Here is a 22,721-nt window from a genome sequence, read left to right on the forward strand (position 1 = left end):
TAGTGACCCCGCGCCGGCCGGTCAAGCCTCAGGGCTTCGGCGCGCATCACTCTCCCGGGGCGGGCAGAGACAGGCGGCGCGGACGCGCGGCCTCGCGCCGCGCCCGATCCTCGGCCAGCGCCTCGCGCAGCCGGGTATCCAGACGCTCGGCCACGTGGCCCGGCGCGCGGAACCAGTCGGTCGACCAGACCCGCTCGATGCGCCATCCGAGGCCCTCCAGCACCGCCTGCCGCACCCGGTCGCGGTCGCGTGCGGTGGCCGCCGAGTGATAGCTTGCCCCGTCGCATTCGACGCCCGCGAGATATGCTCCGCCCCGGTCCGGATGCACCACCGCGAGATCGATGCGGTAGCCCGACACCCCGATCTGCGTGCGCACCTCCCAGCCCCTAGCCTCGAGCGCGCGCGCCACCGCCGCCTCGAACGGGTTCTCGGCCGGGCCGAGACTGCCCGTCTCGCGCGCGGGCAACGCCATCGCGCCGCGATCGGCGTAGTCGAGGAACGCCTTGAGATCGGCGACGCCGCGGGCGCGGCTGCGGCCCAGATCGATCTGCTCGGCCCCGAGCGAGGCGAAGACATGTAGCTCGCGCCGCGCCCGGGTGATCGCCACGTTGAGCCGCCGCTCCCCGCCCTCGGCGTTGAGCGCGCCGAAATTCATCGAGAGCTTGCCCGCGAGATCCGGCCCGAAGGTGACCGAGAACAGCATCACGTCGCGCTCGTCGCCCTGGATGTTCTCGAGGTTCTTGACGATGAGCGGCTCGTCTCGCGCCTCGTCAAAGAACCATTCCAGCTCGGGCATCTCGCGGCGCATCGCGTCGAGCTGGTCGAGGATGAGGCCCTGCTGATCGCCGTTGAAGGTGATGACGCCGATGCTGTGGCGCTGCGCCTCCGGCTGCGCCAGCGCCGCCACGAGCCGCTCACGGATAAGCGCCACCACGGCGCGCGCCTCCTCGATGTTGGTGCGGCCCCGGCCGCGCCCATAGCGCCCGTCGACCCGGTGCAGGGTGATCGCCTCGCGCCCCGTGCCCGGCGACGGGAAGGTGACGAGACCGCCATCGTAGTAGAAGTGGTTCGAAAACGCGATCAGCGCCTCGTCGCGTGAGCGGTAGTGCCAGTCGAGCCGCCGCACCGGCACGCCCGAGGCCGCCACCTCGTCGAGGATCGACGGCATGTCCCGCAGCGCGAAGACGTCTTCGTCCTCGTCCTCCTCTTCCTCGGAGCGGCCGAAGAAGTTGGTCGGCGGCAGCTGCTTGGGGTCGCCCACCACGATCGCCTGCCGCCCGCGCGCGATGGCGCCGATCGCGTCCCACGTGGTGATCTGGCTCGCCTCGTCAAAGATCACCACGTCGAAGGCGGGTTGTCCGGCGGGCAGGTATTGCGCCACCGACAAGGGTGACATCAACACGCAAGGCGCGAGGTGCGGCAGGCTCTCGGGCATCTGCCCCAGAAGCTGCCGGATCGGCATCGATGGCCGCTTCAGCCCCAGCTGGTGGCGCAGCACGCCCAGTTCCGAGGCGCGCGGCACCGCGTCGCGCGCCGGCAGGTCGCCACCGATCCGGCGCAGCGCCTCGGCGGGGGCAAGTGCGGCGGCGCGGTCGTCGAGCATGCGGAACCGCGCCACGAGATCGTCATGGGCCCAGTGGGCGAAATCGCGCAGCAGCGGTTCTGCATCCATGGCGCGCGGCAGCCACCAATCGGCATAGGCGGCCTCGAAGGCTTCGCGCGCGGGCCGGTCGAGCCGCCCCGCCTCGATCGCCTCGACCAGCGGGCCCAGCCCCGCCGCCTCGGCCCGGCCGTGCAGCGCGATCCAGCGGGTCCAGTCGGCCAGCCGCGCCGCCTGACGCTCCAGCGTTTCCAGCGCCTGGACCAGTTCGGCGGGTGCCATGGTTTCGGGCACCAGCCCGCCGAGATCCACATAGGCATCGCGGGCCGCCCGAACCTCGGCTTCGGCCGTCTCCAGCGCAGCCAGCGCCGCGCGGATCGGCCCGCTGCCGGGCCGGGTCAGCTCGGCCCGCATCGCACCGAGCCGCGCGGGATCGGCACCCTCGCTCGCAAGGGCCCCCACGGCCGTCTCGAGCCTGCGCCGGGCCTCGATGAGCCGTTCGATCCGCTCGGCAGGCAGATGCGCCAGCGGCGAGGCATCGCGCGCCGCGCGGGCCCGGCCAAGCCGGTGCAGCGCCTCGAGATCGGGGCCGGGATCGACCTCACCCGCCCGCGCATGGCTTTGCAGCACGGCGCGCACCCGCCGCCGCGCCAGCGCCGAGAGCGGCCAGATCCCGCCCTGCGCCGCGCGCCATTCGGCATCGAGCGCCGCGAGGTCGATGCGGCTGTCGGCATCCTCCGGATATTCCGCCGCGAGCCGTCCGCGCGCCGCCGCCATCGCCGTTTCGGCCTCGGCGCGCTCCCGTGCCGCGCGCTCCAGCTCGGCGAGCGGCAGCTCGGGCAGCGCGGAGAGGTCCGGCGCCTGCGGGTCCGCGAGCAGCGTCAGCTCGGCGAAAAGCGCCCGCCGCGCCGCCATGCGCGCCGCCTCGGGGGCAAGGCCCAGCCGGTCGCACAGTCCACCCAGCGCGCGGTCGAGGCCCCGTGCGGCGCGGCCCAGCGCGGCCACCGCATCGAGGAACCGCGCCTGCCAGTCGAAGGACCATTCGACATCGCCCAGAAGATCGTGCGGCGCGCCCTGCCCGGCCACTTGCGCGAGACGCTCCAGATCACCGGCGAGATCGCGCAGCCGCGCGTAGCTTTCGGCGTCATGCGCGTCCACCCCAGCGAAGCCGAGGCGCAGCGGCGGCACGCCCGCCGCGACGCGGCCGATCGCCTCGAACACCGAAAAGCCCTGCCGTCCCTTGCGATGCAGCGCCGCGACATAGGCGTTGAGTCGGTCGCGGGTGAGCCGCAGATCCTCGGTCACCTCGATCCAGTCGGCCTCGTCCCCCGCCGCCGCGCGGTCCCAGCCCCGCCCAAGCTGCGCCAGCACCGAGGCACGGTCGGTCTTGCTCGAATGCAGCTCGAGGCAGGCGTCGCCCAGACCGCATCCCGCGAGACGGCGATGCACCACGTCGAGCGCGGCGGCCTTCTCGGCCACGAAGAGCACGGTCCGCCCCTGCGACAGCACCTGCGCGATGATGTTGGCGATGGTCTGGCTCTTGCCGGTACCGGGCGGGCCGATGAGCACGAAGTCGCGGCCCTGTGCCGCCGCCGCCACGGCGGCGAGCTGGCTGCTGTCGGCGGGCAGCGGCGTCACCAGATCGGCCGGGGCCAGCACCCGGTCGAGATCGCGCGGCGCAATCACCGGCAGGTCGGGCTGCGGATAGGCCGTTTCGGGCCCGTCGAGCAGGTGCCGCACCAGCGGGCTGTCGCGCAGCTCCGCCTCGCGCGCGACCAGATCCTCCCACATCAGGAACTTGGCGAAGGAAAAGGTCGAGAGCGCCAGTTCCTCGATCACCTCGAAACCGGGCATGTCGCGCACCGCGAGGCGCACCAGATCGAAGATCCGCGCGAGGTCGATGCCGCTGTCGTCGCGCGGCAGCTCGCCGTCGAGACCGGGCACCGACAGCGCGAAATCGCGGCGCAGGAATTCGAGCAGCGTCGCGTTGACGCGCACCTCGTCCTCGAGATGGCCCAGACGGAACTCGGACTTGGCCGAACGTCGGTCGAGCCGCGCCGGGATCAACAGCAACGGCGCGCGGTAGGCCCGCTCCTCGCCCTCGCGGCGCCAGCGTAGGAAGCCCGCGGCAAGGAACAGCGTGTTGGTGCCACCCTCCTGCAGGTCGCTCTTGGCGCGCCGGTGCAGCGCCACGAGCCGCGATTGCAGCTCGGCCGTCGTCAGCGGCGCGGCGAGGCGTCCGCGCTCCTGCGCCTGCGCCGCGCGGCGCGCTATTTCGTCCGGCGACAGGCTCTCAGCCTCTTCCATCGGCACCGGGATGGCAGTGGCGCCGCCCGCCAGACGATCCTCCAGCGCCGCCATGTCGGCGCACAGGAACGGCACCGCGCCGCGCCCGTCGCGGAAATTGAGCAAGCGATTGCGCAGCGACAGGTCCAGAAGCTTGCGCTGCCAGCGCTCGATCCGCCCCTCGGGGGTGACGGGACTTTCCTCGATTTCGGCCACCGGCAGATCGGCCGCTGCGGGTGCGCGCGGCAAGGGCGGCCTCGTCACCTCCCCCGTCTCCGGAGCGGGCTCGAGCCCGGTCTCGGCCATCGGCATGATCCCGTTCGCCCGCGCCGCCGCAACATCGATCGCGGCGATGAAGCCCGTCTCCTGCGCTTCGTCGCCCAGCGCCCGCCCCCCGGCCACCGCCGCTTCGAAGCCCATGCCACGGCCCGAAAGCTCCGGGTCGAGCATCAGCAGCTCGCGCGCGGCGATCGCCTTGCGCAGCGCCACGGCGTCGGGCTCGACCACACGACCGAAATCGCGGTCGACCAGCCAGACGCCGCACCAGACCCGCCCCTGCGCGAAGGACAGCACCGGGTTCAGCCCCAGCGCCTCCATCCCCGCCGCCAAAAGCAGCGATGCCTCCAGCGGCGTCGCCAGACGCTCGGCACGGATCCGCGACGCCGATCGCAGCTTCTGGCCGCGACTGGCCACGTCGCCGCCCGCCACCGCGCCGCGCACGCCCCAGCCCTGAAGCGCGGACCAGATCGCCGCCGCCTGCATCCAGGCCCGGCCCGGATCGCCGGAGCGGTAGCCGTCGGGATCGCCCTGCCCGGCCTGCGCCAGAAGCGCCTGCGCCCCCTCGACCAGCCCCGCCGCGACCGCCGCGTCTGGCCGCGCGAAGGCAGGCAGCAGATGCGCCATTTCGCCCAAGCCGCCCCATTCGTCGCGCGCCAGAAGCGTCACCCGGCGTTCGGCGCGGGCCAGCACCTGTCCCCCCTGCCGCAGCTCCAGCCGCAGCAGCGCCGGCTCCGCCGCCTCCAGCGTCGCGAGCGGCATCGCGTCGAGCGTCACTGCCAGATCACCGATCGCGAGGCGGTCCCCGGGGGCGATCCGGTCGAGACGCCATTGACGTGGTCGCAGCACCGCCGGGTCGGACCACAGATGCAGCTGCGCCCCCTTGATCGCCGCGTCGCCGTCATGGCGCAGCGCCAAGCTCCTGATTACCGCCGAGCGGGCCTGCGCGGCGACGAAACCCAGCCGCGCCACCGCGTCGATCTCGATCGTGAGGCGCGGCGAAACGGTCGGAAGCTGCATCTTGGGGTTCGTCATCCGTTCTCTCCTGCGCTTCGGCGGACATGAATCCATTTGCCCTTTGCCGTCAACAGCCTCGCCCCGATCCGGCAGCGCACCGCCGATGCATCGGGGAAGCGAAAGGCTGGACAAGGACCCCACGCATCGATTTATCTCGCGCGAGGGCCCGCATCCGGGAGGGGCGCGGGACGTGAGAGACAGCAGGGAGAGACGCGTGGATCGTCGTTCGTTCATCACCAAGGCCGGTCTGGGTGCCGGCGCCGCCGCACTGGCCGCACCCGCCGTGGCGCAGGGCAACATCACCTGGCGCATGGTCACCACCTGGCCCAAGAACTTTCCGGGCCTCGGCGTCGGCGCCCAGCGCCTCGCGGACCGGATCACCGCCGCCTCGGGCGGCCGGCTGACGATCCAGGTCTACTCGGCCGGCGAGCTGGTGCCGCCGCTGCAATCGCTCGACGCGGTGATCGACGGCACCGCCGAGATGTCGCATTCGGCCGCCTATTACTGGCAGAACAAGTCCTCGGCGCTGAACTTCTTCACCGGCGTGCCCTACGGCATGACCTCGACCGAGCTTGCCGGCTGGATGCGTCACATGGGCGGTCAGGAGTTGTGGGACGAGGTCTATGACCAGTTCGGCGTGAAGGGCTTCCTGTCGGGCAACACCGGCACCCAGGCCGGCGGCTGGTTCCGCGACGAGGTCACCGGTCTCGACAGCCTCAAGGGTCTGCGCTTCCGCACCCCGGGCCTCGGTGGCCGTGTCTGGGAAAAGCTGGGCGTCACCGCGACCAACATGGCCGCGGGCGAGATCTTCCAGGCGCTGCAGTCGGGTGCCCTCGACGCGGCCGAGTTCGTGGGCCCCTACAACGACCTCGCGCTGGGCTTCCATCAGGTCGCCAAGAACTACTACTTCCCCTCCTTCGTGGAGCCGGGCCTCGCCACCGAGCTGGTGGTCGACAAGGCGAAGTACTCCGAGCTGCCCGAGGACCTGCAGGCGATCATCCGTGACGTGTCGCAGGCCGAGTACGACATGGTGGCCTCGGATTTCGCGGCCAACGACCCGCGCGCGCTCAACACGCTGATGAACGAGCATGGCGTCCAGGTGAAGCAGTTCCCCGAGGAAGTGCTCGAGGCCGCGGCCGGCGCCGCCAAGGAGGTTCTGGGCGAGCTGCGCGACAGCGGCGACGACCTGACCAAGCGCACCACCGAGAGCTTCATCGAGTCGCTCAAGCTCCTGCGCACCAAGGCGCAGACCGCGGACGCCAACTTCATCCGCGCCCGCGAGCAGTATTTCGAGATGTGATCTCGACCTCCTCGCAGAACGAGAAAGCCCGGATCGAAAGATCCGGGCTTTTTCGTTCCGTTTGGCGCGATCCGCAGTTGTTACAACACGGTCGGCAGCCAAGTCACGATCTGCGGGAAGGCGAAGAGCAGCGCGATCCCGATCACCTGAAGCAGCACGAAGGGGATGATGCCGCGATAGATCGCCGAGGTCGGCAGGCTGTCGGGCGCCACGCCACGCAAGTAGAACAGCGCAAAGCCGAAGGGCGGCGTCAGGAACGAGGTCTGCAGGTTCATCCCCACCAGCACGCCGAGCCAGATCGGGTCGATGTCGAGCGCCAGCAGGATCGGCGCGGTGATCGGGATCACGATGAAGATGATCTCGAAGGTGTCGAGGATGAAGCCCAGCACGAACATGATCGCCATCACCACGATCACAGCCGCCACGGCGCCGCCGGGCAGGTTCGACAGGAACTCGTGCACGAGATTGTCGCCGCCCATCAGCCGGAACACGATCGAGAAGACCGAGGCACCGAACAGGATGATGAACACCATCGAGGTGATCGTCGCCGTCGCCACCACCGTCTCGTGCAAGATGCGCGGGCTCAGCCGCCAGCGCAGCGCCGCGAGGATGATCGCACCGACCGCGCCGACCGAGGCCGCCTCGGTGGGTGTGGCCACGCCGCCCAGGATCGAGCCCAGCACCGCCATGATCAACAGGAGCGGCGGCAGCAGCGCGACCAGCACCTCCTTGAACAGGCCGCGCTTTTCCTCGGCCGGCACCGGCGTCGCGGGACAGCTTTCGGGATCGGTGATCGCCTTGAAGATGATCCACAGCGAATAGAGCCCGACCAGCAGCACCCCCGGCAGCAGCGCGCCCGCGAAGAGATCCCCGACCGAGACCGGGGTGGGCGCGAAGTTGCCCTTCTCCATCTGGACCTGGGAGTTAATGCCCGAGAGCATGTCGCCCATGAAGATCAGCACCGTCGAGGGCGGGATGATCTGGCCCAGCGTCCCCGAGGAGCAGATCACCCCCGTGGCGAGCTTGGGGTCGTAGCCCGCGCGCAGCATCGCTGGCAGCGAGATCAGACCCATGGTGACCACAGTGGCGCCGACCACGCCGGTCGAGGCCGCGAGCATCGCGCCGACGATCACCACCGACAGGCCGAGACCGCCGCGCAGATTGCCGAACAGCTTCGACATGGTGAGCAGCAGCTGCTCGGCGATGCGCGACCGCTCCAGCATCACCCCCATGAAGATGAACAGCGGCACCGCGACCAGCACCTCGCTGGTCATGAAGCCGATATAGCGGCTCGGCAGGCTGCCGAAGTTCGAGGGGTCGAACACGCCGATCGCCCAGCCGACGAGGCCGAACATCAGCGATACGCCTGCGAGCGTGAAGGCGACGGGAAAGCCCAGCATCAAAAAGCCGATGATGCCGAAGAACATGAGACCCGAGAGGATCTCTCCGATGAGCACTAGATCCATGTTATTCGGCGGCCTCGGTCAGGTGGTCGGTCTTGAGGGAATAGCGCAAGCGCTCGGGCAGCAGCCCGTCGCGCCCCGCGAGCGTCAGGATCGCGCGGCCCGCCAAGGCGAGGCCCTGAAGGCCAACGAGCACCGCGAAGCCGATGATGAAGCTCTTGAGGATGAACAGCCCCGGCATGCCGCCGACATTGGCCGAGGCCTCGTAATAGCTCCAGCTGCGCTGCACGAAGGGCATGCCGTAGACCAAAACGACCACGCAGAAGGGCAGCAGGAACACCGCCACGCCGATCAGGTCGATCAGCGCCTTTCGCGGGATCGGCGCGGGCCTGTAGAAGATGTCGACCCGGACATGGTCGTCGCGCAAGAGCGCGAAACCGGCCACGGCGGTGAACATCGCTCCGTTGAGCCAGATATAGAGGTCCTGCATCCAGACGTAGCTGATCGCGAAGACGTAGCGCTGCACCACTACGGTGAAGCAGACCACCACGATCCCCAGCGCCAGCCAGGAGAAGACCTGACCGATGATCCGGTTCAAGGCCGATATGGCGGTAACCACCGCCGCGAGCGCGCGCATCTCTCCCTCCCTCATGGGACATGTCAATCCGCGTTCTCATGGCATGTCGGGACCGCTTCAAGCAACGCTCGGATGCGGCGCGGCATCAGAAAAAACGCCCACTCGCTTGGCATCGGGCAGCAATTTTCTGCATGGCGGCGAATTAACCTTGCGTATGCAGCGAAATGGCGCGGCCCCCAGTTGACAGCTCTGCCACCCGCTGCCTAGCCTCCAGTCAAACCGCCCGGAGGACATTGAGGCGGAAGAAAAAGGGGAGGAAGGCCGTGATGCTGATCACGCTCGCCGGGCCGCAATCGCGGGGCGGTTGCTGATGGACGCTGTTCTGAAGGCCGAAGGGCTCACCAAGGAATTCAAGGGCTTCATCGCCGTCAACAAGGTCGATCTGGCCGTCGAGCGAGGCTCGATCCACGCGCTGATCGGTCCCAACGGGGCGGGCAAGACGACCTGCTTCAACCTGCTGACCAAGTTCCTGCAGCCGACGCGCGGCACGATCACCTATGACGGGCGCGACATCACCAAGATGGCCCCCGCCGACATCGCCCGGCTCGGCATGGTGCGCAGCTTCCAGATCTCGGCCGTGTTCCCGGATCTCAGCGTCCTGCAGAACGTGCGCGTGGCTCTGCAGCGCAAGCGCGGCGACAGCTATGACTTCTGGCGCTCGGAGCGTGGGCTGACCCAGTTCGACGACGAGGCGCGCGAACATATCGATGCGGTCGGGCTGTCGGAGTTCACCGATACCCGCGCGGGCGAGCTGTCCTATGGCCGCAAGCGTGCGCTGGAGATCGCGACGACGTTGGCGCTCGATCCCGCGATGCTGCTCCTGGACGAACCGATGGCCGGCATGGGCCAGGAAGACGTGGAACGCACCTCGGCGCTGATCAAGCGCATCGCCGCGAACCGCACCATCCTGATGGTCGAGCACAACCTTAAGGTCGTCGCGGATCTGTCTGACAAGATTACGGTTTTGGCGCGCGGTGAAATCCTTGCCGAGGGCGATTACGCCACCGTGTCGAAATCGCCCGACGTGATCGACGCTTATATCGGAGCCGGACATGACTGAGGCCGCCACGATGACCCACCGCCCCGCCGCCACCGGCGACGCGCTCCTGAAGGTCGAAGGGCTGCAGGGCTGGTACGGCGAAAGCCACGTGCTGCACGGCATCGATTTCGAGGTGCGCGAAGGCGAGGTGGTGACGCTTCTGGGCCGCAACGGCGCCGGCAAGACCTCGACGCTCAAGGCGATCATGGGGATCCTGTCGAAGCGCACCGGCTCGGTGACGATGCGCGGCACCGAGACGATCGGGCTCGAGCCGCGCCACATCGCCAAGCTCGGCATCGCGCTGTGCCCCGAAGAGCGCGGCATCTTCTCGTCGCTCAATGTCGAGGAGAACCTGATGCTGCCGCCGAAGATCGCCGAGGGCGGTCTCTCGGTCGAGCGGATCTACCAGCTGTTCCCGAACCTTCTGGAGCGCAAGCGCAGCCAGGGCACCAAGCTGTCGGGGGGCGAGCAGCAGATGCTCGCCATCGCCCGGATCCTGCGCACCGGCGCCAAGCTGCTGCTGCTCGACGAGCCGACCGAGGGGCTCGCCCCGGTGATCGTCCAGCAGATCGGCGCGACGATCCGCGAGCTGAAGAAGGAGGGCTTCACCATCGTGCTGGTCGAGCAGAACTTCCGCTTCGCGGCCTCGGTCGCGGACCGCCACTATGTCGTCGATCAGGGCCGGGTGGTGGACATGATCCCCAACGCCGAACTCGACGCCAACATCGACAAGCTGCACGCCTATCTGGGCGTCTGATGGCTTCACAAGGCGCATGAAAAGCGCCGTCCACTGGGAGGAAAACATGAAGAAAACCATTCTCGGAGCGCTGACCGTCGCGTCCTTCGGCCTGCCCGCCATGGCGCAGGACAACATCGAGGTGACGCTGGGCGTGCTGAACGACCGCTCCGGCGTCTATGCCGACCTTTCGGGCGAAGGCTCGGTCGTCGCGGCGCGCATGGCGGTCGAGGATTTCGACGCCGCCTCGAAGGGGCTCGACGTCGAGGTGATCTCGGCCGATCACCAGAACAAGCCGGACATCGCCTCGAACATCGCGCGCCAGTGGTACGACCAGGACGGCGTCGACGCGATCCTCGACGTGCCGACCTCCTCGACCGCGCTCGCGGTGGCCGACATCACCGCCCAGGCCAACAAGATCCTGATCGACAGCGGCGCCGGCTCGACCCAGCTCACCGGCGAGCAGTGCCAGCCGACCACGATCCACTGGACCTATGACACCGCGGCGCTGGCCAAGGGCACCGGTGGCGCCGTGACCGAGGCGGGCGACAAGAAGTGGTTCTTCCTCACTGCCGACTACGCCTTCGGCCATTCGCTCGAGGAAGAGACGATGAAGATCGTCGAGGAATCCGGCGGGGAGATCGTGGGCTCGGTCCGCCATCCCTTCCCGGCCACCGACTTCTCGTCCTTCCTGCTGCAGGCCCAGGCCTCTGGCGCGGACGTGATCGGCCTCGCCAATGCCGGCGGCGACACCGTCAACGCGATCAAGCAGGCCTCCGAGTTCGGCATCACCCAGTCCGGGCAGTCGCTCGCGGCGCTGCTGATGTTCATCACCGACGTGCATGCGCTCGGCGCGCAGACCGCACAGGGGCTGGTGCTCACCGAGGCGTTCTACTGGGATCATGACGACGAGACCCGCGAGTGGTCTGCCCGCTTCGAAGAGAAGTTCGGCTCGAAGCCGACCATGGTCCATGCCGGCGTCTATTCGGGCACCATGCACTACCTGCGCGCCGTCGAGGCCACCGGTTCGACCGATGGCGACGTGGTGGCCGAGTGGATGAAGGCCAACGAGTTCGACGATCCGCTCTTCGGCGAGGGCTACGTGCGCAAGGACGGCCGCGTGATCCACGACATGCACCTCTACGAGGTGAAGACGCCGGATGAATCGACCGGCGAGTGGGACCTCTACAAGCACGTCTCGACCATCCCCGGCGAGGAAGCCTTCCTGCCGATGGAAGGCTCGGGCTGCGCCTTTGCCAACGAAAGCTGATCCTGACCGGGCGCGCCGCGTGACGCGGCGCGCCCACCTCCGCCCCAAGGGGCCACTCAAAACAACGGGACAGGCATGTTCGAACTCCTAGGCATACCGCCGCAGGTTCTGATGGGGCAGCTCCTGCTCGGGCTGATCAACGGGTCGTTCTACGCGGTCCTGTCGCTCGGCCTCGCGGTGATCTTCGGCCTCCTCAACATCATCAATTTCAGCCATGGCGCACAGTACATGCTCGGCGCCTTCGTCGCATGGATGCTGCTCGAATATCTCGGCATCAATTACTGGTGGGCGCTGCTCCTCGCCCCGGTGATCGTCGGCGCGACCGGCATCGTGCTGGAGAAGCTGGCGCTCCGGCGGCTCTACCACCTCGACCATCTCTACGGCCTGCTGCTGACCTTCGGCGTCGCGCTGATCATTCAGGGGCTGTTTCGCAACTACTACGGCATCTCCGGCCTGCCCTACCAGATCCCGTCGCAGCTCTCCGGCGGCCAGAATCTCGGCTTCATGTTCCTGCCCAACTACCGTGGCTGGGTCGTGGTGGCCTCGGTCGTGGTCTGCTTCGGCACCTGGTTCGTGATCGAGAAGACCCGGCTCGGCGCCTATCTGCGCGCCGCGACCGAGAACCCGACCCTCGTCGGCGCCTTCGGCATCAACGTGCCCCTGATGATCATGCTGACCTACGGCTTCGGCGTGGCGCTGGCGGGCTTCGCCGGCGTGCTCGCGGCGCCGATCTACTCGGTCAACCCGAACATGGGCGCCGACCTGATCATCGTCGTCTTCGCGGTCGTGGTGATCGGCGGCATGGGCTCGATCATGGGCGCCATCGTCACCGGCTTCGGCCTCGGCATCGTCGAGGGTCTCACCAAGGTGTTCTACCCGGCGGGCTCCGCCGTGGTGATCTTCGTGATCATGGCCATCGTGCTGATGATCAAGCCCGAGGGCCTGTTCGGGAGGAACAACTGATGAGCGTGAGCGATATCCAGGCCCCGGTGAACGAGCGCCGCCCCGCCACCGCCGGCATGCCGATGCTGCACAAGGCGATATTCGCGGTGCTCTTCGTGCTGCTCGCCATCCTGCCGATGCTGGTCTACCCGGTCTTCGCGATGAAGGTGATGTGCTTCGCGCTCTTCGCGGCGGCCTTCAACCTGCTCCTGGGCTTCGGCGGGCTTTTGTCCTTCGGCCATGCCGCCTATTTCGGCGGTGCTTCCTACGTGGCGGCGCATGCCTCCAAGGTCTGGGGCTGGACGCCCGAGGCGTCGATCCTTGTCGGCACGCTGGCGGCGGGCCTGCTGGGCCTCGCGATCGGCGCGCTGGCGATCCGCCGGCAGGGCATCTACTTCGCCATGGTGACGCTGGCCTTCGCGCAGATGGTCTATTTCTTCGCGCTGCAGGCCGATTTCACCGGCGGCGAGGACGGGATCCAGTCGGTGCCGCGCGGCGAGTTGTTCGGCCTGTTCTCGGTCAACAGCAACGAGGCGCTCTACTACCTCGTGCTCGCCATCACCTTCGGCGGCATCCTGTTTCTCTACCGCATCGTGCATTCGCCCTTTGGGCAGGTGCTCAAGGCGATCCGCGAGAACGAACCGCGCGCGATCTCGCTGGGCTACCGGGTCAACCGCTACAAGCTCATGGTCTTCGTGCTCTCGGCCAGCTTTGCCGGGCTCGCGGGCGCGACCAAGAGCCAGGTGTTCCAACTTGCCTCGCTCACCGACGTGCATTGGTCGATGTCGGGCGAGGTGGTGCTGATGACGCTGCTGGGCGGCGTCGGCACGGTGTTCGGGCCGATCCTCGGCGCAACCATCGTGGTGACGATGCAGAACTACCTCGCCTCGATGGGGGCATGGGTCACGGTGATCCAGGGCGTGATCTTCGTGCTCGGCGTGCTTCTGTTCCGCGAAGGCATCATCGGCGTGCTGTCGAAATGGCTCAAGCGGCCGCTCTGAGGGACCGCCACTGAAAAGACAAAGGCCCGGGCGGATCGCTCGGGCCTTTTTCGTGGCGTCGGTGGACAGGTCGTTCATGCGTATTTTAGGAACAAAGTTGCCTCAGGCGAAGCGGCGACCGGCCTCCAATGCAAGACCGGTGCCGACCGAGCCCAGCATGTCCCCCGTGGCGATCCGCGCCTCGGGCAGATGCGCGGCCACTAGCGACCGCAGTACTGGCAGCCGCGAGGAACCGCCGGTCATGAACACCGTTCCGATCGCCTGCGGTCCGACGCCGGCCTGTGACAGTACCGCGCCGATCCGCTCGCCGATCCGGCGCAGCGGCATGGCGATCGCCTCCTCGAAACCCGTGCGCGTCACCACCGGGTTCGGACCGCCCACGAGCGGCTTCAACTCCAGCCGCGCGGCCTCGGCCTCCGACAGGTCGAGCTTCACCCCCTCGACCGCCATGGCGAGCGCATGGCCGCGCCGATCCTCGACCGCGCGGACCATCCGGTCCACGAGTTCGGAGGCATCCGCCTCCCGGGACAGCGCCTTGAGATCCGACAGGGCCCGCGCCGCGTAGAGCCGATTGATGCGATGCCACGTGGCGAAATCCACGTAGTAGTGACGCGGCATGTCTCCCTTGCCGCCGCGGATCGGGCTGCCGAGGCCGAGATACGGCATCGCGCTCGCGAGGCTCAGCAGCCGGTCGAGATCGGTGCCGCCGACGCGGATGCCGTCATTGGCGAGGATGTCATCCGCGCGATCCGGCCGTTCCATCCGGTCGGGGCCGACGCGCACCACCGAGAAATCCGAGGTGCCGCCGCCGATGTCGACGATGAGGACCAGTTCCTCCTGCGCGGTGCCGCTTTCGTAATCCAGCGCCGCCGCGATCGGCTCGTATTGAAAGCCGACCTCGGAGAAGCCCGCGCCGCGCGCGATCTCCTCCAGCGCGTCCTGCGCCGCGCGGTCGCCCGCCGCGTCGTCATCGACGAAATGCACGGGCCGGCCCAGCACCGCGCGCTCCACCCCCGGCGCGACCGCGTCGAGCCGAGCGCGCAGGTGGCCGAAGTACCGGCCGAGGATCTCGACGAAGCTCACCGAGCGACGGCCGATCGCGGTGCGCTCGGTGATGAGCGAGGAGCCCAGCGTGCTCTTGAGACCGCGCAGCAGACGCCCCTCCTCGCCCGTCACATAGGCCGAGATCGCGGCGCGGCCGAAGATCGGCGCCGGGTCGTCCACCTCCCAGAACACGGCGCTGGGCAGCGTCACCTCGTCACCCTCGAGCGCGATCAGCCGCGCCCCGCGCGCAGCGCCGAGCCCCATGGTGGAGTTGGAGGTGCCGAAATCGATGCCGCAGGCCACGGGGGTCATGAGAATGTCTCCGCCTTGATCGGCCCGCCGGGCCGTTGTCGAGCGGACCCGTCTAGCGGCAAGACGGGCGCGGCGAAAGCCCCGAGGCGGCTCAGCCCGCCTGTCCGACCCGGCGCAATGGCGCCGGCGGTTGCGGCGCCTTCGGCAGCGCCACGTTGATCCCGGCCTCGCTCAACATGCGGTAGATCTCGGCAAAGCTCTCATCGGCCACCATCGCCTCACCCTTGCGCTGGCTCAGGAAGCCGTCGGCCGGGCCGGCAAAGCGGATCGCGGCGTCGACCTCCTCGTCGGAGCCCTGCTTGTAGGCGCCGATCCGGATCAGCTCCTCCATATCGGCATGCCGCGCGAGGCTGCGCCGCGCCGCCTGCAGCACCGCGTATTCCGCAGCCGAATGGCAGCCCGGCAGCATTCGGGAAATGCTCTTCTGGATGTTCACGGCGGGGAACCGCCCCTGCTCGGCGATGGACCGGTCGAGCACGACATGGCCGTCGAGCACACCGCGCACGGCGTCGGCAACCGGCTCGTTCATGTCGTCGCCATCGACCAGCACGGTGTAGAGCCCGGTGATGTCGCCCTGCCCCTCCGCACCGGGACCCGAACGCTCCAAGAGCTGCGGCAACTCGGCGAAGACCGTGGGCGGGTAGCCCTTGGCGGTCGGCGGCTCGCCCGCCGCCAGTCCGATCTCGCGCTGCGCCATGGCGAAGCGGGTGACGCTGTCCAAGAGCAGCAGCACCTGCAACCCCTGGTCGCGGAAATGCTCGGCCACCGCCGTTGCGGTCCAGGCCGCCTGGCGGCGCATCAGGGGCGGCTCGTCGCCGGTTGAGACCACCATGACGGAACGCGCCATGCCCTCGGGGCCGAGATCCTCCTGGATGAAATCCTGCACCTCGCGGCCGCGCTCGCCGACGAGACCCACGACGATCACGTCGGCCTGCGCGCCGCGCGCCAGCATCGCCATCAGGGTCGATTTGCCGACGCCCGAACCCGCGAAGACCCCCATGCGCTGGCCTCGGCACAGCGGCACGAAGACATCGAGTGTCTTGATGCCGGTGTCGAGCCGCGCCCCGACGCGGCGCCGCGCGAATGCCGCCGGAGGGCCGGCCCGCACCTGCCGCGCCGCCTCGCCCTCCATCAGCGGGCCGCGCCCGTCCAGCGGTTCGCCCAGCGCATTGACCACACGGCCGATCCACGAGGTATCGGGCCGCAGCAGGTCGCCGCGCGGGCTGTGTTCCACCCGGTCGCCCACCACGACGCCGGCCCATGAGCCGAAGGGCAGCAGATGCGTGCCGCGGGCGTCGATGCCGACGACCTCGCCCAGCACCGGGCCGCGGGCGCCATGCACCGTGCAGCGCCCGCCGATCCCGACCGCGCGTTCCAGCCCGCTCACCGTGAGCGACAGGCCCAGCACCGCGCGCACCTCGCCGGTGATGCGCGCCTCCGGAGCGTTGCGCAGTTGCGACGTCAGTTCCGAAAATGCGGTCTGCATGAAAATCACTCCGGTAGTCATGCCGATTTATACATGCTATCCATGATCGACCGGAAAGGAAACGCAAATGCTCGACGGAATGTCCTTCTTTGCTCTTGCCTCGAAGCGCCTCGACTGGCTCGCGGCGCGGCAAAAGGTGGTTTCCGAGAACATCGCCAACGCCAACACCCCGGGCTTTCGGGCCAAGGAAGTGTCGGGTTTCGAGGCGCTGCTGGCCGGCCGGCAGGCGGGTATCGCCACCACCGATCCGCGCCACATCACCTCTTCGGGCGGCCGCCACGAGACGACCCGGGTCATCGACGACCCGGTCGCGTGGGAACGTTCGATCGATGGCAACTCGGTGGTGCTGGAGCAGCAGACGGTAAAGGCCTCGGAGATCAGCGAGAGCTACCGCCTCGCCACCCAGCTCTATCGCAAGGGCCACGAATTGCTCACCATGTCCGCCACCGGCCTGCGCTGACCCTTTAGGAGACCGTCATGGACCCGCTTTCCTCGATCAGCGCCATCGCCGCCAGCGGCATGCGGGCGCAGGGCGAACGGCTCAAGGTCGTCGCCGAGAACGTCGCCAACGCGGATTCGACCGGCAGCACGCCCGGCGCCGACCCGTATCGCCGCAAGACCCTGGCCTTCGAAGAGCTGGTCGACCGCGCGATCGGCGCCTCGATGGTCAAGGTCGAGCAGATCGGCCGCGACGACAGCCCCTTCTCGCTGGTGCACGATCCCGCGCATCCGGCCGCCGACGACAAGGGCATGGTCAAGATGCCCAACGTCAACCCGATCCTCGAAATGAGCAACATGCGCGAGGCGTCGCGTAGCTACGAGGCGAACATGAACATGTTCGAAGCCGGGCGCGACATGCGCAACCAGATGATCGACCTCCTGCGATAGGGCTGACCGATGACCGAATTCTCCTCGATCCTTTCCACCACGAATATTCGCGGCGCCTACCGCTCCTCGCAGGAGCTGACTTCAAGCCCGGCTGCCGCCGAGGCGCCGGCCAAGGGCGAGAGTTTTGCCGACGTCCTGAGCGAAGCGGCCTCGAAGGCGGTGAAGAACGTGCGGGAATCCGAGGCCGTGGCGCAGAAGGGCCTGACCGGCGAGGTCGGCGCGCAGCGCGTGGTCGAGGCGACGCTCGAGCTCGAGAGCACCGTCAAGGTCATGATCTCGATGCGCGACAAGGTGGTCGAGGCCTATCAGGAAGTGCTACGGATGCCGATCTAAAAGCGGCACCGGACAGACCACGCGCGCGGGGGCACCGGCGATGACCGAGAGCGATACATACGACATCCTGTCGGAGACGATCCTCGCGGTGCTGATCGGCTCGGGGCCGATCCTGGCATTGGCGCTGGGGGTCGGCCTCGCCATCGCCTTCTTCCAGGCGCTGACCCAGATCCAGGAAATGACGCTGACCTTCGTGCCGAAGATCGCGGCGATCTTCCTCGGCCTCCTCGCCGCCACCCCCTTCATCTACACGACGCTGACCAAGCTGTCGGACCGGGTCTTCGACCTGATCGCGAGCGGTGGCGCGTGAGGCGTCTCGGGCTCGCCCTCGCGCTCGTCGCGGCCCTGATGCCGCGGCCCGGTCTCGCCGGCTGGGGCGATTTCTACCGCGGCAGCGACGCGCTGCGCGACGGCTCGACCGCGGGGGCCGCGCCGCGCGGCGCGCCGCTCGAACACGGCGTCTGCGTCGCCGAGATCCTGCGCGCGCAGCTGCGCCACCGGATCCCCGGCAACCTGCTGCTAGCCATCGGCATCCAGGAGGCCGGGGTGACCCGTGGCGGCCAGCTGACGATCTGGCCATGGGCGGTGAACGCCGCAGGCGAAGGCCGCCTGTTCGACAATCGCGAGGCGGCGCTGGGCTGGATCTCCGCGCGCCGCGCCGCCGGCGTTGAGAGCATCGATGTCGGCTGCATGCAGATCAACCTGCGCTGGCACCCGAAGGCCTTCGACGGCGTCGCCGAGGGCTTCGATCCGGCGCGCAACGTCGAATACGCGGCGCGTTTCCTGCGCGGGCTCTACGAGGAGTTCGGCGACTGGACTGCCGCCGCCGGGGCCTATCACTCGCGCACGCCCGAGGCGCAGCAGATCTATCTCGCGTCGCTGCGCCGCAATATCGAGGTCGCCAACGAACGTATCTCCGGCTTCCGCGATCTCGCCGCCCCGGGTCAGGGACGCGGCGGCGCCGCCGCCCGCCCGACCCCCACCCCGCAAAGCGCCGGCGCCATCGCGCAGCCGGGCCGACGCGGCTGGTCTGCGGGCAGCATTGCCGGCGGCGCCGGTGATGGCGCCCGCTTCGGGATCTACAGCAACGCACCGCTGCGGCCGATGATCGGCCAAGACCGGCCATCCTCGTGAGGCGCGCATGAGCAGCAAACCCACCGGCGCCAAGCCGCCCTCCCGCATGCTGGCCCTCGGCCTCGCCAACCGCGACGTGGGCTTCGCGCTCGGCGTCACGGCGGTGCTGGCGGTGCTGTTCGTGCCGCTGCCCTCGGTGCTGCTCGATCTGGGGCTCGCGATCTCGCTGGCGCTCTCGGCACTGATCCTCATGGTCGCGCTGTGGATTCCCAAGCCGTTAGAGTTCAACAGCTTCCCGACGCTTCTGCTGGTGGTCACCATGCTGCGGCTGTCGCTCAACGTCGCCTCGACTCGGCTGATCCTGAGTCAGGGCCATACCGGGCCGGGCGCCGCTGGCGGGGTGATCGAGGGCTTTTCGCGCTTCATCGTCGCGGGCAGCTTCGTGATCGGCATCGTGATCTTCGCGATCCTCGTCGTGATCAACTTCATCGTCATCTCCAAGGGCTCCACCCGGATTGCCGAGGTCGCGGCGCGCTTCTCGCTCGACGCGATGCCGGGCAAGCAGATGGCGATCGACGCCGATCTGGGCGCGGGGCTGATCGACGAAGCGCAGGCCAAGACGAGGCGCAAGGAGCTCGAGGACGAGAGCGGCTTTTTCGGGGCGATGGACGGCGCCTCGAAATTCGTGCGCGGCGACGCGGTGGCGGGCCTGATCATCACCATGATCAACATCGTCGGCGGCATCCTCATCGGGGTGGTCCAGCACGGGCTGCCGATCGGCGAGGCCGCCAATGTCTATACCACCCTGACCATCGGCGACGGGTTGGTGAGCCAGATCCCCGCGCTCATCGTCTCGCTCGCCGCCGGTCTCATCGTCACCAAGGGCGGCACCGAAGGCGCGGCCAACGAGGCGGTGCTGGGCCAGCTCGGCAAGTTTCCCAAGGCGCTCTACATGGCCGCGGGGCTCTTGTGCGGCATCGGCCTGCTGCCGGGCTTTCCGCTACCGGTCTTCGTGATCCTGGCGTCGATGATGGCGGGGCTGGGCTACGTCATGGACCGCGAGGCCAAGGCGCGGGTGCTGCGCGAGGCGGCCCAGGCGATCGAGGGCGAACAGGCCGAGGCCAAGACCCCCGAGGACGACGTGCAGGAGACGCTGAAGCTCGACGATCTGCGGCTCGATCTGGGCGGCGCACTGGTGCCGCTGATCAACCGGCCCGACGCCGCCCTGCCCGGCAAGATCAAGAGCCTGCGCCATCTCTTCGCGCGCGAGTTCGGCTTCGTGCTGCCGTCGGTGCGGATCAAGGACGACCCGGCGCTGGCCTCGGACAGCTACGCGATCACCGTGCAGGGCGTGGCCGCCGCCACCGCGCAGATCCGCGCCACCGGGATGATGGTGATCAACCCCGCCGAAGCCGCGATCGAGCTGCCGGGTCCGCGCACCAAGGACCCGACCTTCGGGCTCGAGGTGGTATGGGTCGACCAGGCCCTGGCCGATCAGGCCGAGGCGGCGGGCTGCACCGTGGTGGACCCCGAAAGCGTCATCACCACGCATCTGACCGAGGTGATCAAGCAGCACATGCCCGAGCTGCTGACCTATGGCGCGGTGCAGCAGCTGATCGAGGGGCTGCCCCGTCCCTACCAGAAACTCGCCGGCGAGATTTCAGGCACCAGCCCGACGATCCTCGTGCAGCACGTGCTGCAGGCGCTGCTGCTGGAGCGGATCTCGATCCGCAACCTGCCGCTGATCGTCGAGGCGATCGCCGAGGCCGGACGCACCACCTCCTCGGTGACGCTGATCACCGAGCATGTGCGCCGGCGCCTGTCGAACCAGATCTGCCACGCGCTGACCGACGCGCAGGGCTTCGTGCCGGTGATCACCATGTCCTCGGCTTGGGAGACCGAGTTCAACGGCGCGGTGCGGATGAACGGCGAGGAGCGCAATTTCCTGATGTCGCCGCAGCGGGTGCAGGAATTCGTGCTCGAGGCGCGCAAGGAGATCCAGCGCTTCGCGCAGGCCGACGAATGGCCGGCGCTGATGGTCAGCCCCGAAGTGCGCGGCTTCGTGCGCTCGATGCTGGAGCGGGTGAGCCCGATGACCCAGGTGATCTCGCATAACGAGGTGCATCGCAAGGCGGCGCTGCGCACCGTCGCCACCATCGGCGGCTGAGGCTTGGATCTCGGCGAACTCCTCGTCGCGCAGGCCCTCGCCGCCGGTCTGGTCTTTGCCCGGCTGGGCACGGCGCTGATGTTCCTGCCGGGCTTCGGCGAGCAGTCGATCCCGGCTCGGCACCGGCTGCTCTTTGCCCTCGCGCTGAGCGTGTCGCTGTCGCCGCTGGCGCCGATCGAAGGGGCGGCACAGGCCGCTCCCGTGGCGCTTCTGGCGATCTTTGCCACCGAGATCACGATCGGCCTGTGGATCGGCACCACCGCGCGGATCCTGTTCTCGGCGCTTTCATTCGCGGGCTACCAGCTCGGCATGGTGGCGGGACTGTCGAACGCCTTCGCGCCAAGCCAGGGCAGCTTCGAGGGCTCGACCCTATTGTCGGGGCTGCTGCTGATGGCCGGCGTGGTGCTGATCTTCGTCACCGAGTTGCACCACGTCATGATCACCGCACTGATCGACAGCTACGTGCTGTTCCCGCCGGGGCGGCTGATGCTGGGCGACCTGGCGCAGCAGACGGTGCGCGCGGTGGCGCGCAGCTTCTATCTCGGCGTGTCGCTCGCGGCGCCGTTCTACGTGCTGTCGCTGGTGCTCAATCTCGGCATGGGCCTCGCCAACCGGGTGATGCCGAGCCTGCCGGTGTTCTTCGTGGCGGCGCCGCTGCTGATCGCGGGCGGGCTCGCGGGCCTCGTCTTCGCCGGTCCCCCCATGCTATCGGCGATGATGCAGGCCCTCGCCGACTGGCTCACGGGCTTCAGCTTCTAAAGGGGGCGCGATGTCGGAGGAAGACAAGAGCAGCAAGACCGAGGAGCCAACGGAGCAGAAGCTGCGCAAGGCGCGGCAGAAGGGCGACGTCCCCTCCTCCAAGGAAACCGGCAACATGATGAGCGCCTTCTCCCTGCTCGTCCTGTCGCTCTACGTGCTGCCGGAGCTGCTGCCGCGTCTCGCGGGGGATCTGTCGGGGCTTCTGGCCTCGGCCGGCGGCATGGAGGTCGGCGTCGGCTCGGCCGGGCTGCGCGACGTCAGCGGCGTGGCGCAGCACCTCGTGGGCGCGGTGGCGGGCACGCTGGCGCCGGTGGTGCTCGTCATGGTGCTGGCGGCGTTGTTCGGCGTGCTGATCCAGGGCCAGACCGTGGTGGCGCTGGAGCGGATCAAGCCCAAGCTGTCGAAGCTCAACCCGCTGTCGGGCTTCAAGCGGCTGTTCTCTGCCGACGCCTTCGTCGAGTTCGGCAAGAACATCCTCAAGGTCGCGGTGGTGACGATCATCGCGGGGTTCGCGGTCAAGAACTCCGTGATGGGCATCTGGGAGGCGCCGGGCTTCGCCCCCGAAACGCTGCTGCCGCATGCGCGCGGCGCGATCGTGCGGATGCTGGTGGGCGCGACCGCCTTTCTGGCCGTGGTGGCGCTGATCGACATCATCTGGAAGCGGATGGACTACATCCGCAAGCAGCGGATGAGCCTCAAGGAGATCCGCGACGAGCACAAGGACAGCGAGGGCGATCCGCACATCAAGGGCAAGCGCGCCCAGATCCGCCGCAAGCGGGCGCAGCAGCGCATCGCCATCGCCGTGCCAAAGGCGACCGTGGTGCTGACCAACCCGACCCATTACGCGGTGGCGTTGCGCTACACGCCCGGGGTCGATCCGGCGCCGGTCTGCGTCGCCAAGGGCACGGACCTGATCGCGGCGCAGATCCGCCGGATCGCGCGCGAGAACGACGTGACCGTTGTCGAGAACCGCCCCCTCGCCCGGGCGCTGCACGAAGTGGTCGAAGTGGACGAGGCGATCCCGACCGAGCACTGGCAGGCGGTGGCCGAGATCATCGGCTACATCATGGATCTGCGCCGCAAGATCCGCCGCGCCCCGCCGGAAGGGTCGCGGCTGCGCGAAGAGGACTGAAGCAAGAAACCCCGCGCGC

The 22,721-nt window shown here is 68.6% G+C and carries 19 protein-coding genes; 14 read left to right on the top strand and 5 right to left on the bottom strand.

The genetic code is table 11. The features are described 5' to 3' along the window. Window positions 1–46 precede the first annotated feature (46 nt). A complete protein-coding gene (gene proA / locus LOS8367_RS16760) occupies window positions 47–5,197 on the bottom strand; it encodes an anti-phage protein ProA (protein WP_085897696.1) in 5,151 nt (1,716 codons plus the stop codon). Window positions 5,198–5,393: 196 nt separating this feature from the next. Between proA and LOS8367_RS16765 the strand changes: the two genes are divergently transcribed. After that, complete coding sequence (locus tag LOS8367_RS16765; RefSeq protein WP_085897697.1) at window positions 5,394–6,479, top strand: TRAP transporter substrate-binding protein; 1,086 nt, start codon at window positions 5,394–5,396, stop codon at window positions 6,477–6,479. A gap of 80 nt (window positions 6,480–6,559) precedes the next feature. Here the strand turns inward: LOS8367_RS16765 and LOS8367_RS16770 are convergent, their stop codons facing one another. After that, window positions 6,560–7,945, bottom strand: coding sequence for a TRAP transporter large permease (locus tag LOS8367_RS16770; RefSeq protein WP_085897698.1), 1,386 nt, complete (start codon window positions 7,943–7,945; stop codon window positions 6,560–6,562). Between the two features lies 1 nt (window position 7,946). After that, on the bottom strand, window positions 7,947–8,519 hold the full coding sequence (locus LOS8367_RS16775; protein WP_085897699.1) for a TRAP transporter small permease subunit: 573 nt from the start codon (window positions 8,517–8,519) through the stop codon (window positions 7,947–7,949). Between the two features lie 310 nt (window positions 8,520–8,829). Between LOS8367_RS16775 and LOS8367_RS16780 the strand changes: the two genes are divergently transcribed. From LOS8367_RS16780 to LOS8367_RS16800, 5 genes are all read left to right on the top strand, one after another. Next, complete coding sequence (locus LOS8367_RS16780; RefSeq protein ID WP_085897700.1) at window positions 8,830–9,579, top strand: ABC transporter ATP-binding protein; 750 nt, start codon at window positions 8,830–8,832, stop codon at window positions 9,577–9,579. Further along, window positions 9,572–10,315, top strand: a complete 744-nt coding sequence (locus LOS8367_RS16785; protein ID WP_085897701.1) for an ABC transporter ATP-binding protein — start codon at window positions 9,572–9,574, stop codon at window positions 10,313–10,315. The genes LOS8367_RS16780 and LOS8367_RS16785 overlap by 8 nt, the downstream gene beginning before the upstream one ends. A 46-nt stretch (window positions 10,316–10,361) precedes the next feature. Beyond that, window positions 10,362–11,564, top strand: a complete 1,203-nt coding sequence (locus LOS8367_RS16790) for an ABC transporter substrate-binding protein (RefSeq protein WP_085897702.1) — start codon at window positions 10,362–10,364, stop codon at window positions 11,562–11,564. A 75-nt stretch (window positions 11,565–11,639) separates the two neighbouring features. Further along, window positions 11,640–12,527, top strand: coding sequence for a branched-chain amino acid ABC transporter permease (locus LOS8367_RS16795; protein ID WP_085897703.1), 888 nt, complete (start codon window positions 11,640–11,642; stop codon window positions 12,525–12,527). Further along, on the top strand, window positions 12,527–13,507 hold the full coding sequence (locus tag LOS8367_RS16800; RefSeq protein WP_106535125.1) for a branched-chain amino acid ABC transporter permease: 981 nt from the start codon (window positions 12,527–12,529) through the stop codon (window positions 13,505–13,507). The genes LOS8367_RS16795 and LOS8367_RS16800 overlap by 1 nt, the downstream gene beginning before the upstream one ends. Before the next feature lie 102 nt (window positions 13,508–13,609). Here LOS8367_RS16800 and LOS8367_RS16805 read toward each other — a convergent pair whose 3' ends face one another. Continuing rightward, window positions 13,610–14,863 carry an Hsp70 family protein gene (locus LOS8367_RS16805; RefSeq protein ID WP_085897704.1) on the bottom strand — a complete coding sequence of 418 codons (1,254 nt, stop codon included), beginning with the start codon at window positions 14,861–14,863 and terminating at the stop codon, window positions 13,610–13,612. Between the two features lie 91 nt (window positions 14,864–14,954). Beyond that, window positions 14,955–16,349: a flagellar protein export ATPase FliI gene (fliI, locus tag LOS8367_RS16810; protein ID WP_085897722.1), complete on the bottom strand. Its 1,395-nt coding sequence runs from the start codon at window positions 16,347–16,349 to the stop codon at window positions 14,955–14,957. A 67-nt stretch (window positions 16,350–16,416) separates the two neighbouring features. Between fliI and flgB the strand changes: the two genes are divergently transcribed. The 8 genes from flgB to flhB are packed head-to-tail and all read left to right on the top strand — an operon-like array spanning window position 16,417 to window position 22,702. Continuing rightward, window positions 16,417–16,809: a flagellar basal body rod protein FlgB gene (gene flgB, locus LOS8367_RS16815; protein ID WP_085897705.1), complete on the top strand. Its 393-nt coding sequence runs from the start codon at window positions 16,417–16,419 to the stop codon at window positions 16,807–16,809. A 17-nt stretch (window positions 16,810–16,826) separates the two neighbouring features. Further along, window positions 16,827–17,237, top strand: a complete 411-nt coding sequence (flgC, locus tag LOS8367_RS16820; RefSeq protein ID WP_085897706.1) for a flagellar basal body rod protein FlgC — start codon at window positions 16,827–16,829, stop codon at window positions 17,235–17,237. A 9-nt stretch (window positions 17,238–17,246) separates the two neighbouring features. Beyond that, complete coding sequence (gene fliE / locus LOS8367_RS16825) at window positions 17,247–17,570, top strand: flagellar hook-basal body complex protein FliE (protein ID WP_085897707.1); 324 nt, start codon at window positions 17,247–17,249, stop codon at window positions 17,568–17,570. 40 nt (window positions 17,571–17,610) lie between these two features. Next, window positions 17,611–17,880: a flagellar biosynthetic protein FliQ gene (locus LOS8367_RS16830; RefSeq protein WP_085897708.1), complete on the top strand. Its 270-nt coding sequence runs from the start codon at window positions 17,611–17,613 to the stop codon at window positions 17,878–17,880. Then, window positions 17,877–18,704: a lytic transglycosylase domain-containing protein gene (locus tag LOS8367_RS16835; RefSeq protein WP_242665630.1), complete on the top strand. Its 828-nt coding sequence runs from the start codon at window positions 17,877–17,879 to the stop codon at window positions 18,702–18,704. Before LOS8367_RS16830 ends, LOS8367_RS16835 begins: the two co-directional genes overlap by 4 nt. 7 nt (window positions 18,705–18,711) lie before the next feature. Continuing rightward, window positions 18,712–20,811, top strand: a complete 2,100-nt coding sequence (gene flhA / locus LOS8367_RS16840) for a flagellar biosynthesis protein FlhA (RefSeq protein WP_085897709.1) — start codon at window positions 18,712–18,714, stop codon at window positions 20,809–20,811. Window positions 20,812–20,814: 3 nt separating this feature from the next. Next, a complete protein-coding gene (locus LOS8367_RS16845; RefSeq protein WP_085897710.1) occupies window positions 20,815–21,570 on the top strand; it encodes a flagellar biosynthetic protein FliR in 756 nt (251 codons plus the stop codon). A gap of 10 nt (window positions 21,571–21,580) precedes the next feature. Next, window positions 21,581–22,702 carry a flagellar biosynthesis protein FlhB gene (gene flhB / locus LOS8367_RS16850; RefSeq protein ID WP_085897711.1) on the top strand — a complete coding sequence of 374 codons (1,122 nt, stop codon included), beginning with the start codon at window positions 21,581–21,583 and terminating at the stop codon, window positions 22,700–22,702. Window positions 22,703–22,721 lie beyond the last annotated feature (19 nt).

The sequence above is a fragment of the Limimaricola soesokkakensis genome, assembly GCF_900172345.1.
Taxonomy (GTDB): Bacteria; Pseudomonadota; Alphaproteobacteria; order Rhodobacterales; family Rhodobacteraceae; genus Limimaricola; species Limimaricola soesokkakensis.

Bases quoted from the DNA above. Each gene is read 5' to 3' on its own strand.
- proA (WP_085897696.1), bottom strand. From the start codon at position 5,197: ATGACGAACCCCAAGATGCAGCTTCCGACCGTTTCGCCGCGCCTCACG.
- LOS8367_RS16770 (WP_085897698.1), bottom strand. From the start codon at position 7,945: ATGGATCTAGTGCTCATCGGAGAGATCCTCTCGGGTCTCATGTTCTTC.
- LOS8367_RS16775 (WP_085897699.1), bottom strand. From the start codon at position 8,519: ATGCGCGCGCTCGCGGCGGTGGTTACCGCCATATCGGCCTTGAACCGG.
- LOS8367_RS16780 (WP_085897700.1), top strand. From the start codon at position 8,830: ATGGACGCTGTTCTGAAGGCCGAAGGGCTCACCAAGGAATTCAAGGGC.
- LOS8367_RS16785 (WP_085897701.1), top strand. From the start codon at position 9,572: ATGACTGAGGCCGCCACGATGACCCACCGCCCCGCCGCCACCGGCGAC.
- LOS8367_RS16790 (WP_085897702.1), top strand. From the start codon at position 10,362: ATGAAGAAAACCATTCTCGGAGCGCTGACCGTCGCGTCCTTCGGCCTG.
- LOS8367_RS16795 (WP_085897703.1), top strand. From the start codon at position 11,640: ATGTTCGAACTCCTAGGCATACCGCCGCAGGTTCTGATGGGGCAGCTC.
- LOS8367_RS16800 (WP_106535125.1), top strand. From the start codon at position 12,527: ATGAGCGTGAGCGATATCCAGGCCCCGGTGAACGAGCGCCGCCCCGCC.
- LOS8367_RS16805 (WP_085897704.1), bottom strand. From the start codon at position 14,863: ATGACCCCCGTGGCCTGCGGCATCGATTTCGGCACCTCCAACTCCACC.
- fliI (WP_085897722.1), bottom strand. From the start codon at position 16,349: ATGCAGACCGCATTTTCGGAACTGACGTCGCAACTGCGCAACGCTCCG.
- flgB (WP_085897705.1), top strand. From the start codon at position 16,417: ATGCTCGACGGAATGTCCTTCTTTGCTCTTGCCTCGAAGCGCCTCGAC.
- flgC (WP_085897706.1), top strand. From the start codon at position 16,827: ATGGACCCGCTTTCCTCGATCAGCGCCATCGCCGCCAGCGGCATGCGG.
- fliE (WP_085897707.1), top strand. From the start codon at position 17,247: ATGACCGAATTCTCCTCGATCCTTTCCACCACGAATATTCGCGGCGCC.
- LOS8367_RS16830 (WP_085897708.1), top strand. From the start codon at position 17,611: ATGACCGAGAGCGATACATACGACATCCTGTCGGAGACGATCCTCGCG.
- flhA (WP_085897709.1), top strand. From the start codon at position 18,712: ATGAGCAGCAAACCCACCGGCGCCAAGCCGCCCTCCCGCATGCTGGCC.
- flhB (WP_085897711.1), top strand. From the start codon at position 21,581: ATGTCGGAGGAAGACAAGAGCAGCAAGACCGAGGAGCCAACGGAGCAG.